This window comes from Paenibacillus haidiansis (assembly GCF_036553665.1).
GTDB classification, from domain to species: Bacteria; Bacillota; Bacilli; order Paenibacillales; family Paenibacillaceae; genus Fontibacillus; species Fontibacillus haidiansis.
Genome location: NZ_JAZHPZ010000004.1, coordinates 191,231 through 203,816, shown reverse-complemented (window position 1 = coordinate 203,816; position 12,586 = coordinate 191,231). Strand labels below are relative to the sequence as shown.

Genomic DNA, 12,586 nt, shown 5'->3' with positions numbered 1-12,586 from the left:
GAATTAACTGGAAAACATGCAGTTAATTCATACCAAAGGGGCCTTTACCGGTAAATTAGATGGAAAACCTCCCGTTAATTTGGCGAGTATTGAGCTTGCGAGCGAAATAACTCCGAATTAGCTGGAGGTTTTCCCGTTATTTTCGGCGAAATGCAGAAGTGCTGCAAATTAACTGGAGGAAATCCGGTTAATTTCGGTGAACCGTTCTGTGGCCGAAGATAATCCGCCGGGCAACCCGCCCGGACAACTTGGACAACTTAGAGCATCCGCGAACAGGATTACCCTGCCGCATCCCCTTAAACTGTAGTAGAAAGGAGAGGTGCTTATGGAGACGTTGCGGCTCTTGCGGGACGCCATCGACTATATCGAAGCGCATTTGGAATCCGAAATCAGGCTGGAGGTCGCGAAGACGGCGTTGTCCTCGAAGTTCCATTTTCAGCGGATGTTCCATGCCTTGACGCGATTCACCGTTACGGAATATATCCGCAACCGGCGCTTGACGCTGGCCGCCGAAGCGTTGGCGGGAACGAACGTCAAGGTCATTGATATTGCGCTAAGGTACGGTTACGACAGCCCGGAAGCGTTCACCAAGGCATTTATTCGCCTGCATGGAGTGTCGCCGTCCGCCGCCAAGAAAAACGGCGTCAAGCTCAAGGCGTTTCCGAAGATCTCCTTTCAAATTCAAATCAAAGGGGAAACAGAAATGAACTATCGTATCGTGGAGGAAAAAGGCTATACCGTCGTCGGCAAAGACGTGGTGATCCGCAGTGACGCTTATGAGGAAATCCCGGCGTTTGTCGCGGAGATTTGGAGGGACGGCACGCATGACCGGATCAATGCGGCCCTCGGCAGAGAATCGGGCTCGCTGCTTTGGATACCATTTCGACTTTGATGAGGACGGGACCAAACGATACCTGATGGGTGGTGAACTGCCGGATGGCAAGGAAATCCCGCCGAAGCTTACCGTTTTGCGGATTCCGACGCAAACTTATGCTGTATTCGAGAGCCAGGAGGAGATTTCGGAGGACGTTGAAATCGGGCTGGAGATCTTAAACGTCTGGCGCCGCATTTACTCCGAATGGTTTCCGTCGGTCAATTTCGAACAGGTGGAAGGGCCGTGCCTTGAAAAATATTATTGGCTGGATGAGGAACAAGTGGATTCCAAGTGTGAAGTCTGGATCCCCGTGAGAAGAAAATGATAACAAAAAGGGAAAGGCACAGCCCCGCAAGAGGCTATCCTTTCCCTTATCCTTTTTATTCAGATCATTACAGATCGTCAAATCCGTTGTCGTCGCCGACTTTGCCGTAGTTGCGGGACTTGGCTTCGAAGAAGTCGGTCTTGGTCGAGTTGAGCGCCTCGTCCGAGAACGGCTTGATCCATGGCATGGAGTTGACGTCGACGCCTTCGTACGCTTTGTCCAGGCCGAGCAGCTTCAGCCGCTTGTTGGCCGTGTATTTGATGTAATCGGACAGCTCGTCCAGGTCGATGCCGCGCACATTCTTAAGCGTGTAGTACGCCCAGTTCGTCTCCAGCTCAACGGCGCGGTCGATGGTGCGGTATACGTAGTCGATATTTTCCTTCGTGTTCAACTCCGGGTAATCGAGCAACAGCTGCTTGAACACTTCGGCGAAGAAGTAACAGTGTTGGTTCTCGTCCCGCTGAATGTAAGAAATCATCTGGCAGGTGCCCATCATTTTTTGATCGCGCGCCAGGTTGTAGAAGAAGGCGAACGTACTGTAGAAGAAAATGCCCTCCAGGATCAGGTCCGCGACCATGGCTTCGAAAAAGGTTTGCGGTGTCGGGTCGTTGCGGAAATTTTGATAAATTTCCGAGATGAACGTATTCCGTTCCAGCAGGACGGGATCATGCTTCCAGTACTCAAAGATCTCCTTCTGCTCCTGATCGGATACGAGCGAGGAAAGCACATAGGAATAGGACTGGTTGTGCACGACTTCCTGCTGGGCGATGATGGCCGAGATCGCCTCGAGGGAAGAGTCGGTAAAATACCGCTTCACATCGCCGACGAACATCGTCTGCATGGAGTCGAGCACGGCGAGCAGGCCGATGTTGATCTTGAAGGTGCGCTGCTCTTCGGGCTCCAGCGTCGGAAACTGCTGGGCGTCCTTGTTCATCGGGATCTCGTCGGCGATCCAGTAGTTGAGCAGCAGCACTTTGTACAGCTTATACATATTCGGCATCCGGATATCGTCCCAGTTCAGAATGCCGGAGCATTCGCCCCCGATGATGCGGGTGGATTTATTCGGCGCCTCCGTATTGAAAATTGTTTGCAATTGCATGATTTCATCTCCTTGATTAAGACACTAACTTATTTATGAAGCGCAAGACTCGCATTCTTCGATCGTCAGGGCGCGGCTGCGCACGTAGTATGTCGATTTCAGGCCCGCTTTCCAGGCGTGCAGATGCAGCTCCAGGAATTCGCTCGCCTTGATGTCCGGGCGCACGTACAGGTTGAAGCTTTGCGCCTGGTCCACATGGCGCTGGCGGGCGGCGGCCATATTGATCGATGTATGCTGATCGATCAGGAACGCCGTCTTGTAATACCAGATCGTCTTCTCGGACAAATCCGGTGCCGGGTTGGCGATTTTGTACGTCGTCTTCTCCTCGTAGGAGAGCAGGTCGTAGAGCGGATCGATACTGGCCGTGGAGCCGGCGATAATCGAAGTCGAGCCGTTCGGCGCGATCGCGAACATCCAGGCGTTGCGGACGCCGTTCTCACGGACCTGTTCGGCCAGCTCGCGCCATTGTTCCGTTGTCACGTATTTGCCCTCGCGGGAGCCGTCCGTATATCCGCGATAGGTGAAGTAGTTGCCGTTCTCCCAATCTGAGCCGGCGAATTTCGGATAGCGGCCTTTCTCTATGGCCAGCTCCATGCTGGATTTCACCAGCAGGTAGTTGATCTTCTCGTACAGCGCGTCATTGTAAGCGACCGCTTCATCCGACTCCCAGCGGATACCCTCAAGCGCGAGCAGATGGTGCAGGCCGAACGTGCCAAGGCCGATGGCCCGGTATTGGCTGTTCGTGTACTGCGCCTGCAGCACTTCGATATTGTTGATGTCGATGACATTGTCGAGCATGCGCGTCTGGATCGGCACCAGCCGTTCAAGCACGCCGGCCGGCACGGCCCGGGCGAGATGGATCGAGTTCAGATTGCAGACGACGAAATCGCCGGGAATTTTGGACACGACGATACGCGTTTGCCCGTCTTTGGTCACCAGTTCTTCTTGCTCGACGACGGTAGGCGACTGGTTTTGCATAATTTCCGTACACAGGTTGGACGAGAAAATCATGCCGTGCGCCCGGTTCGGGTTGGCGCGGTTGACGGTGTCGCGGTAGAACATGTACGGCGTTCCCGTCTCCAATTGCGATTTCATGATCCGTTTCATGATATCGATCGCCGGCATCGTAATGCGGGACAGGGTAGGGTGGTTGACCGCTTCCTCATATTTTTCGCGGAACGAGCCTTTGCCGAATTCTTCATCATAGAAATCTTCAAGCCCGAGCGCGCGGCCGTTTTCGTCTTTCCAGCCCATCGTTTTCTTCACTTCGTGCGGGCAGAACAGATTCCATTCCCCGCGGGCTTCGACCGCCTCCATGAACAGGTCGGGAAGGCAGACGCCGTGGAAAATATCATGCGCGCGCATCCGCTCATCGCCGTTGTTCAGCTTAAGGTCGAGGAAGGCGAGGATGTCTTTATGGAAGACATCCAGGTAAACGGCGATCGCGCCCTTGCGCGTGCCGAGCTGATCGACGCTGACGGCCGTATTGTTGAGCTGGCGAATCCACGGGATAACGCCGGAGCTGGTGTTCTTGTGGCCGCGAATGTCGGAGCCGCGGGCGCGAACCTTGCCGAGGTAGACGCCGATGCCGCCGCCCATTTTGCTTAAACGGGCCACGTCGGTGTTGGAGTCGAAGATTCCCTCCAGCGAGTCGTCGACCGTATCGATAAAGCAGCTGGAGAGCTGGCCGGCGACCTTTTTACCCGCATTCGACATGGTTGGAGTCGCTGCCGTCATATAGATATTACTCATCGCCCAGTAAGCTTCCTTGACGAGTTCAAGCCGCGTCTCCGCAGGCTCGCGGTGCATGAGATACATGGCGATGACCATATAACGTTCCTGCGGCAATTCCATCGTCCGGCCTTCAAAGTCAGTAGCCAGATACCGTTCGGTCAGTGTGAGCAGTCCGATATAGTCGAACAACAGATCGCGCGAAGGATCGATCGTCCGGCCCAGCTCCTCAATCTGCTCCTTCGTGTAGCATTCCAGCAGCTCTTCCCGGTAAATCCCGGCTTTGCACAGATCGACGATCAGATGATGGAACGAACCGTAGGGCTCTTCCGCGTAAGCTTTATAACGGCGATTGACGGCCGCTTTCTTATAAAGTGTGGTCAGCAGGGCGCGGGCCGCCGCAAACTTCCATTCCGGTTCTTCCCTGGAAACCAGCTCCAGGGCCGACATCGTAAAGGCGCTGCTGATTTCCTCGCCGGTTACTTCGTCTCGTCTCAGCTTGGAGGTGACACCGCGAAGCAGACGCTCCTTATCCACATTATGTAATCCGTCCAGGATGCGGTCGGCATAAACGCCGAGGCGCTCGTTGTCGAACGCGAGTTGACGGTTATTCGGTTTCGTGACGATGAGTGGCATAATAAAATCCTCGCTTTCTTGTCTTGGGCTGATCCGGCTTCCCGCCGGGCAAAATCTAAAATATTCAATTCTTAAATTTGTAATATTACTTTAAAAAAAGGGGCGCAGAAAAACGCGCCATGACCCTGCCATGTAACCTATGGTTCATTTATATTAAACTATGAAAAGTATCACAGATTAACAATTATACTAGAAACGCGGCAAGCTAGAAAGAGTAAGTTGGCTCCCACAGCGCCGGCCCGCCCTGGGCGAGGCTGCGCTCAATATCGATCAGCCGCTGGTTGGAGCTGCCCCGATAGAGCAGGGAAGGGTCGCGCAGCTCCTCGACGAAGCGCCCGTCAACCAGAACCTGGCAGCGTTCCAGCAGGCGGTATTCGGGCGAGTCCGGCCACGCCGCCAATTCCTCATAGGTATAGCCGCTGTATATCCAGATTGGCACCGGCCCGGCTTCCCGGCGCAGGCGGTCGATGAAGCCGCCAACCTCGGCGGCGGAGAAAAAAGGATCCCCGCCCAGGATACTGACCCCGTTTAAAAGCGGGTTATTTTTAATGTCATGAATGATTTCCCGTTCCCGCTCCGGCGTAAACGGCTCGCCGTAATTAAAATTCCAGGTGGCCGCGCTGAAGCAGCCCTTGCAGTAATGGCGGCAGCCGCTGATGAAGATGGCGGCGCGCAGCCCTTCGCCCTCATTGATCGACTCCGGGTAATAGCCGCAAATATTCATGATTCATGCTTGACCCGGTCGCGGACTTCCGCCTGCTTCGCGGCGTTGAAGCGCGTTTGGAAGTCCCCGGTCAAATAGCCGGTGACGCGGCGCAGACGGCGGATATGGACATCGTTCTCATGGCTGCCGCAGGACGGGCAGGTCGCGCCGATGATACCCTCGAAGCCGCAGGCGGAGCAGCGGTCGATCGGGTGATTGATGCTGAAATAGCTGACCTGCTGCGAGAGCGCGTATTGCACGATTTGCAGGAATGCCGCCGGATTGCTGCGGGCGTTGCCGTTGAGTTCGATATAAGAGATGGCCCCCGCGTTGCATAAGCCGTGGAAGGGAGCTTCCAGCCGGATCTTTTTCGCGGCGCTCAGGTTGAAATATACCGGAACATGGAACGAGTTCGTATAATATTCGCGGTCCACGACCCCGGGCACCTCGCCGTAGGCGGCGCGGTCGCGCTTGGTGAATTTGCCGGACAGCCCTTCGGCCGGCGTGGCGAACAGCGTGATGTTCAAGTTGTGGATCTCGCTCTGTCTGTCGCAATAGTCGCGCATATAGGCGATCAGCTCGTAAGCTTTATTGTAAACCAGCTCGTCCTCCGCATGATGCTTGCCGTACATCGCCTTCATGCATTCCGCCAGCCCGATGAACCCGATGGACAGGGTACCGTGCTTGAGCAGCTCGCGGACCGGCTCTTCCGGACCAAGCTGCTCGCCGCCTTCCCATACGCCTTCACGCATCATGAAATCCGATGCCTTGGCTTTCTGGGAAGCCTGAATTTCATAGCGGTGCAGCAGGCCTTCCAGCGCGATGTCCATGTAATGGGTCAGCTCGCGGTAGAAGCCGTACTCATCGGCTTCCTTCCGGCGTCCGAGCGCGATGCCGTGCTCCAGGCCGAGCTTGACGAGATTCAGCGTATTAAAGGAAAGGTTGCCCTTCCCGGACAGGTGATTGCGTCCGAACCGGTCGCTGAGTACCCGGGTGCGGCAGCCCATCGTCGCGAATTCCGTATCCGGGTCGGCCGGATCGTAATACATCAGGTTCAGCGGCGCATCCAGGTTGGCGAAATTCGGGTACAGCCGTTTGGCCGAGCATTCCGCCGCTTTCAGGAACAGATGATAGTTGGGCTCGCCTTCTTTTTGATTCACGCCTTGTTTGCATTTGAATATCTGAATCGGGAAAATCGGCGTTTCTCCGCTGCCCAGCCCCCGCATCGTCGCCGTCAGCAGCGATTCGATCACAAGCCGGCCCTCCGGCGAGGTGCAGGTGCCGTAGTTGATGCTGGTGAACGGAATCTGCCCCCCGGCCCGGCTGGACATCGTGTTGAGGTTATGTATGAGGCTTTCCGCCGCCTGCAGCGTTTCGCTCTCGGTTTCTTTTAACGCATATTTGAAAGCTTTCGGATATTCGGCCTGCAAATCCGCGCGGCTCATGTTGATTTCGCCGCCGAAATCCCCCTCGCCATCGCCTTCTTCAAAATACTCCAGCCCTTTGCGGAAGTATTTGGCGAACGATTTCGTCACATAAGGGGCGAGGTCGAAGTCCAGCTTGTTGGCAGACACGCCTCCGTACTGGGAGTTTTGCTGGGATTGAAAAATAATCGCGACCAGCGCCATCGCGGTCATGATCGAATTCGGCGGCCGGACGCTGCCGTTGCCGGTGTTGAAGCCTTCGCGCAGCAATTTTTCGAACGGGATGAAAATGCAGTTCGTCGTTCCGATCGCGTATTGGTCCAGGTCATGCACATACACGACATTGTCCTTGATCGCCTGCACCAGCCGCGGCGGCATCACGAAGTGATTCGCGTACCATTTGGCGTATTCGCTGCCGAATTTGCTCATTTTGCCGGAGAAGCTTTCCCCGTTCAGGTTGGCATTCTCGCGCAATACCTCCATATTCGTGCTTTCGACGATTTCCTCGCCCAAACGGATGACCTCGTCGAGCATTTGCGTCCGGATTACGTCCGTATCCAATCGATTCATGATCGCCATTATAAGTTCTCCTCCCCGATAACTAGGCAATAAATCCATACAAAAAAGCATTTCCAAACCGACAAGGTCGAAAATGCCCGGGTGCGCTTTTTGAAAATAGCCGGATTGCCGAATCTCCGTAAGTCAAAGTAAAGCTATGTATAAGCTGCAATCGGACACCTCCCCGTACCTCGCAGGTTCATGTGCGGTGTCTTTCAAACGGGCAGGTCTCCTGGCTTCCGAAATATTTGACCGGCGCCTTCCCGCAGGGAGTATTTGTACCTGCAGTGACATCCATGCCGGCAAATTCGCTGGGGGCAGAGCAACTACGGCTTGTCCCCGACTCTTCCGGTTACAGTGGCGGGACCGCAGCGGACTTGCACCGCACTTCCCTTTTAAGCTTCGGTGGAATAGGACCACCGAACCACCCATTTTCACTATATTTTGTTGTCCTGTTAAGATATTAACCCAATATATTGTGTTTGTAAATGACCCGTAAACGGAAAAACCGGGTGAAACGGATTGAAAAAACATTGAAAGCAACCATGGCGCGGGGAGCGGGGGACAAAAATTTTTTTGCCGTTTTATCTCGGAAGCTCGTGGGCATATTTCTTCCGCAATTGATTCAATTCATTCAATTTAAGCAAGTGCTCCTCCTGGTTTCTCATGCCGACCGCGACAATCAGGTTCTCCACCATAAATGTCGGGGCGATCATGGAATGGAACTCCCAGGCTTCCCCCCGGCTGGCAAACAGGGTGATATCGCTTTGGTCCGCGAAATCGGATACCAGACGGTCCGTGATGAGCAAGGTGCGGTAACCCGATTCCTTGGCGTGCTGAGTAATCACCTTCGCTTCCGGCAGCAGCCTGACGAACCCGAATAACACGACAAGATCGCCCTTCGCCAGGTGGAGGAGGTCCTCAAACAGTTCGCTGCCGCCGCGTTCCAAGCGGTGAATGGACAGGCCGAACCGGCCGAGCCGGTAACGCATCAGCTCCGCGAGGCCGGCCGACGGCCCGGGACCGTACACGTAGATCCGCTTGGCGGAGATCAGCGCGGTCACCGCGGCTTCAAATGATTCCGCGGAGTAGTGGCTCATCGTCTCCTCCAGCTGCCTGATGCTTGTGGCGAGAAACTGTTGGGGAAGCGGGCTCGCATCCGCTTTATCCATAATATTTTTCATTTTGGCGGCCGGGGTGACATCCAGCTGTTCGCGGAGCCGGGCTTTGAACTCTTTGATATTTTTGAAGCCGACCGAGCGCCAAAACCGCGACACCGAAGCGATGCTTAAGTCCAGCGCATCGGCGATTTCCTGTTCGGTGGAGAACAGGACGGCCTGCGCATTTTTCTGAATATAGTCGGCAATTTTCAATTGACCCGGAGACAGTGATTCCGTGTTCCAGTCCATTTTCACGAAGAAGGCCTCGCTTTCCTAGTCAGGTAGGTTGATAGCAATAGATTAACATACGGGGTTGGACCCGGCAAAAGGGAGAGCGGACGAGAGGGAAGGGCTGCTGCAAACAAGAATGACGTATTTATTTTCATTGAATTAGTTTATGTAAATATTTTTACATAAGATTTACGTGTATAAGCGTTGGAGTTAATAATTCGGTTTTATATTGGGAGTATCTTAAAGCCACACTGTTTGAACAACCTTTATTAGGGAGGAAAAAGCAATGGTTCGATTAGGCAAAAGATACGTGCTGACCCAATCGCAAAAGATGATGGTGTTTATTCTGTCCATGTCGCTCTACGGCTTGTCCAACATGATTACGGAGCTCATTCCTTCGGTGCGGCTCGGTCCGGTGGAATTCTCGGTGGAATATTTCGCCTTCATTCCGCTGACGCTGTGCATCCTGTTTCATCCGTTCTATGCCGCGGTCGGCGCGGCGCTGGGCGAGGTCATTTTCGGCGAGATTATGCTCGGACAGTTTGGCGGGCTTGGCGAATTGGAGAAATTCATCGGCTTCTCGCTGGCCATGTTTATTGCCGGGAGCCTGGTCAATGATCCGAGAAACCGCACGCAGGTGGGAATCGCGGCGATCACCGGTGTGGCGATCCACCAATTTATCAGCAGCGCGGTCGATATCGCGAAGGTCTGGATCGGGGTGGAGGAGTTTGAGGCCGTACCGGGATTGGCGCAGAGCGTCGTAGTCGTGGAGGGGGTCTCCTTCCTGAATGACGTATTGTTCTCCGGCATTTTGTTCGCGCTCTTGCCTACGCTGTATCTAGTACCCCGGCTGTACGGCAAAATCGAGCCATTGCTCGGGATGAAACCGCGAGATAATGGGGTGAAATATTCACTGGGTGAAATTCTGGCCCCGCGTCTGATCCTTGTCTCTGTGCTGCTCGCGGTATTCGCGGCGGTTGCGGAATTCCTGGCGGAATCCGATATGGCGCTGATCGATTGGGACGCCGATTTCCTGGAAAGCATTGGGGGATGGTTTATCTGGGTCAGTATCGGCGCAGCGGCGATCGTTGCTTTGATTACGATTTTGCTGCTCATTCGTAAAGGCAAGCGCGTCACTCGGCAGATGGACGGGAGCGGTCAGGCTTGATGGCGGAAGAACAATACATCGTATCCCTGGACGGGGTGACATTTACATACCCCGGCGGCGAAAGGCCGGTATTGAACGGAGTGTCCCTGGAGATCAAACGGGGCGATTTTGTCGCCGTGATCGGCGGCAACGGCAGCGGCAAATCGACCCTGTGCAAAACGTTGAACGGCTTGATTCCCCATTATTATGTCGGCGATTTCACGGGCTCGGTACGGGTGTGCGGGCTGGATACTTCACGGCACGATGTCGCGCGGTTGTCCAGGCATGTCGGATATGTGTACCAGGACTTCGAGAACCAGCTCATCCGTCCGACCGTGCTGGACGACGCCGGCTTCGCGCCGCTCAATTACGGCTGTGAGGATTATGCCGAGCGCGGCCGCCGGGCGCTTGGTCTGGTCGATCTGCGGGTGGACCCGAAGGAGTTCATCTGGCAGCTCAGCGGAGGGCAGAAGCATCAGCTTGCATTGGCGGGGGCGGTCTCGCTCGACCCGGAGATACTGATCATCGACGAGCCGGTGGCGCAGCTGGATCCGAATCATGCCCGGCAGATCTACGATCTGCTGCGGAATTTGAACGAATGCCACGGGAAAACGATCATCGTGATCGAGCATCATACCGAATTCATCGCCGAATATTGCCAATCGGTCGTGCTGATGGACGCCGGCCGGGTGCTGTGGTCGAAGCCGGTGAAGGAGGCGCTGCGCGAGCTCGGTCAACTGGAAGCGAGCCAGATTTATCCGCCCCAGGTCACGCAGGCCGCCGCGGGTGTGGACCGTTCCGGCCGGAGGGCCGCGCCGGGAGGGGCCCTGGAACGCGAGTATCCCGTGACCTTGGAGGAAGCGGTCCGGTATTTCAGCCGCCGGAAGGAAGGGTGGGCGGAAGGGAGCGGCGCTGCTGCCGATAGCGATTCTGCCCGGTTCGCGGGCGGAGGCCTGGCGCTCCCGGCGGAAGCGACGCGCCTCGGTTCCGCGAGCCCGGTGATCGAGGTCAAGCACGCCCGCTATTCTTACCGGACGGTGGCGCGCGAGCGCAAGACGGTATTGAACGACGTTAGCCTGTCTTTTCGTCCGGGCGATCTGGTGGCCCTCGTCGGCAACAACGGGGCCGGAAAATCCTCGTTCATGAAGCTGATTACCGGAGTGACGAAGCCGGAAAGCGGGTATGTCCGCGTCAAGGGCGTCGATACAATGACAACCTTACCGGAGCGGTTAGCCGATACGGTGACTTACATTTATCAGAATCCGGAAGAGATGTTCATCGAGGACTCGGTCCGGAAGGACGTGGAGTTCTTCCTGAAGGCGCGCCGCGTGAGCGGGTACAAGGAGAAGGTCGACGAGATTCTGGACAGCTTCGGGCTGACGGAGCTGCAGCACCGCGACGGGCGCCTGCTCAGCGGCGGCCAGCAGCGCCGGGCTTCGCTGGCGATCGGCGTGGCGATGAACCCGTCGGTCATCCTGCTGGATGAGCCGACGGCCAACCTCGATATCGCCACCCGTAAGGACATCACGCGCCTGCTGCTGCAATTGAACCGGCATGTCGAAACGGTCGTCGTGGCGACGCACGATATGCAGCTCGTCGCCGAATGGGCCAACCGGGTGATCGTCATGCATCAGGGCAAGGTGGTACGGGACGGGACGAGGGAATCGGTGTTTGCCGACGCGGACCTGCTGAAGCTGGCCGGGCTCGCCGCGCCGCAAATTTTGGAGCTGAGCCGGAGGCTGGGCATGCCGCGGCTTTGCTACACGGTGGAGGAATTCGTTGAGCGCTGGGAAGAAGTCGGTGAAACCGGTACGGTCGTTGAGACCGGTGAAGCTGATATAGCCGGGAAGGAGGCGATGCTTTATGGAATATGTCCGTAAACTGATGGAACGGGCGTCGGTTGAAGGCGTCAAAATCGAGCTGCTTAACACCGCCTACGGCAACGGCGATACCTTTTTGGCCAAGCTGGACCCTCGGACCCTGTTTCTCTGGTACCTGTATTTCGGCATCGCCCCCTGGTTTATTCATCATGAGATTTTGCTGCTCGGCATGTTCCTGCTTATGACGCTGACGACGATCCTGTCGCGGGTCAGTCCGCTCATTATCGCAATTCTGTGCCTGGGGCTGCTGAGCCAGGCCGGATACCTGTTCATCGTATCCTGGCTGTTCGGAGGAGGCGGCGAATCCGTCCTGCCGCTGCTGAAGCTGACGATGAAGCTGTCGGTCATTTCGATGGCCAGCATCACCGTCTTTTGCTCGATGGACCCCGAGAAGCTCAGCGACGGGCTGCTTAGCATCGGCGTACCGAAGCAGGTATCCTTCGGCATCGCTTACGGCTACCGGATGCTGCCCAGCCTGCTGGAAGAATATCACCATATTTTTCTGTCGTTCCGGCTGCGCGGCAAGGCCCCAAGCAGGCACGGCTTTCTGTATTTACGGAGCATCGCCTATTTTTTGAAGATCGCGGTGTTGTCTTTTTACCCTTTGATTCTCAGCATTGCCAAAAGAACGCGCACCACGGTGGAGGCGCTGGAGGCCAAAGGCTTCTCGTACGCTTATCAGTCGCCCGAGGTGAAGCGGATCAAGCTGTCCCATATGAAATTCACGTACCGTGACGGGCTGTTTCTCGCCGTCTCGGCCTTGTACGTGGCCGCGCTTTACGCGATTGCGGCACAAATTCCCGTACAGTAAAGGAGAA

The 12,586-nt window shown here is 55.7% G+C and carries 10 protein-coding genes and 1 riboswitch; of the genes, 5 read left to right on the top strand and 5 right to left on the bottom strand.

Annotated elements, in window-relative coordinates:
- Nucleotides 1-325: 325 nt before the first annotated feature.
- A complete protein-coding gene (locus V3851_RS10590; protein WP_331846502.1) occupies nucleotides 326-892 on the top strand; it encodes an AraC family transcriptional regulator in 567 nt (188 codons plus the stop codon).
- Entirely contained in the window at nucleotides 825-1,199 is a 375-nt protein-coding gene (locus V3851_RS10585) for a GyrI-like domain-containing protein (protein ID WP_331846501.1), read from the top strand. Before V3851_RS10590 ends, V3851_RS10585 begins: the two co-directional genes overlap by 68 nt.
- A gap of 67 nt (nucleotides 1,200-1,266) precedes the next feature.
- On the opposite strand, the gene V3851_RS10580 is transcribed toward V3851_RS10585, so the two are convergent.
- From V3851_RS10580 to V3851_RS10560, 5 genes are all read right to left on the bottom strand, one after another.
- On the bottom strand, nucleotides 1,267-2,298 hold the full coding sequence (locus V3851_RS10580) for a ribonucleotide-diphosphate reductase subunit beta (protein ID WP_331846500.1): 1,032 nt from the start codon (nucleotides 2,296-2,298) through the stop codon (nucleotides 1,267-1,269).
- A 33-nt stretch (nucleotides 2,299-2,331) separates the two neighbouring features.
- Entirely contained in the window at nucleotides 2,332-4,665 is a 2,334-nt protein-coding gene (locus tag V3851_RS10575; RefSeq protein WP_331846499.1) for a ribonucleoside-diphosphate reductase subunit alpha, read from the bottom strand.
- Nucleotides 4,666-4,870: 205 nt separating this feature from the next.
- Nucleotides 4,871-5,389 (bottom strand): anaerobic ribonucleoside-triphosphate reductase activating protein, encoded by a 519-nt coding sequence (nrdG, locus tag V3851_RS10570; RefSeq protein WP_331846498.1) that lies wholly within the window; start codon nucleotides 5,387-5,389, stop codon nucleotides 4,871-4,873.
- Nucleotides 5,386-7,326, bottom strand: a complete 1,941-nt coding sequence (locus V3851_RS10565; RefSeq protein WP_414859295.1) for an anaerobic ribonucleoside triphosphate reductase — start codon at nucleotides 7,324-7,326, stop codon at nucleotides 5,386-5,388. The genes nrdG and V3851_RS10565 overlap by 4 nt, the downstream gene beginning before the upstream one ends.
- Nucleotides 7,327-7,555: 229 nt before the next feature.
- Nucleotides 7,556-7,795, bottom strand: a riboswitch (cobalamin riboswitch).
- A 139-nt stretch (nucleotides 7,796-7,934) separates the two neighbouring features.
- Nucleotides 7,935-8,759, bottom strand: a complete 825-nt coding sequence (locus V3851_RS10560; RefSeq protein WP_331846700.1) for a MurR/RpiR family transcriptional regulator — start codon at nucleotides 8,757-8,759, stop codon at nucleotides 7,935-7,937.
- Nucleotides 8,760-9,027: 268 nt separating this feature from the next.
- Between V3851_RS10560 and V3851_RS10555 the strand changes: the two genes are divergently transcribed.
- From V3851_RS10555 to V3851_RS10545, 3 genes are read left to right on the top strand one after another with little or no spacing between them, the layout of a single operon-like run.
- On the top strand, nucleotides 9,028-9,909 hold the full coding sequence (locus tag V3851_RS10555) for a cell division protein FtsQ (RefSeq protein ID WP_331846496.1): 882 nt from the start codon (nucleotides 9,028-9,030) through the stop codon (nucleotides 9,907-9,909).
- Complete coding sequence (locus V3851_RS10550) at nucleotides 9,909-11,768, top strand: ABC transporter ATP-binding protein (protein ID WP_331846495.1); 1,860 nt, start codon at nucleotides 9,909-9,911, stop codon at nucleotides 11,766-11,768. Before V3851_RS10555 ends, V3851_RS10550 begins: the two co-directional genes overlap by 1 nt.
- Nucleotides 11,752-12,579, top strand: a complete 828-nt coding sequence (locus V3851_RS10545; RefSeq protein ID WP_331846494.1) for an energy-coupling factor transporter transmembrane component T family protein — start codon at nucleotides 11,752-11,754, stop codon at nucleotides 12,577-12,579. Before V3851_RS10550 ends, V3851_RS10545 begins: the two co-directional genes overlap by 17 nt.
- Nucleotides 12,580-12,586: the final 7 nt, after the last annotated feature.

Coding starts and splice junctions, on each gene's coding strand:
- V3851_RS10590 (WP_331846502.1), top strand. CDS start 326: ATGGAGACGTTGCGGCTCTTGCGGGACGCCATCGACTATATCGAAGCG.
- V3851_RS10585 (WP_331846501.1), top strand. CDS start 825: ATGACCGGATCAATGCGGCCCTCGGCAGAGAATCGGGCTCGCTGCTTT.
- V3851_RS10580 (WP_331846500.1), bottom strand. CDS start 2,298: ATGCAATTGCAAACAATTTTCAATACGGAGGCGCCGAATAAATCCACC.
- V3851_RS10575 (WP_331846499.1), bottom strand. CDS start 4,665: ATGCCACTCATCGTCACGAAACCGAATAACCGTCAACTCGCGTTCGAC.
- nrdG (WP_331846498.1), bottom strand. CDS start 5,389: ATGAATATTTGCGGCTATTACCCGGAGTCGATCAATGAGGGCGAAGGG.
- V3851_RS10565 (WP_414859295.1), bottom strand. CDS start 7,326: ATGCTCGACGAGGTCATCCGTTTGGGCGAGGAAATCGTCGAAAGCACG.
- V3851_RS10560 (WP_331846700.1), bottom strand. CDS start 8,759: ATGGACTGGAACACGGAATCACTGTCTCCGGGTCAATTGAAAATTGCC.
- V3851_RS10555 (WP_331846496.1), top strand. CDS start 9,028: ATGGTTCGATTAGGCAAAAGATACGTGCTGACCCAATCGCAAAAGATG.
- V3851_RS10550 (WP_331846495.1), top strand. CDS start 9,909: ATGGCGGAAGAACAATACATCGTATCCCTGGACGGGGTGACATTTACA.
- V3851_RS10545 (WP_331846494.1), top strand. CDS start 11,752: ATGGAATATGTCCGTAAACTGATGGAACGGGCGTCGGTTGAAGGCGTC.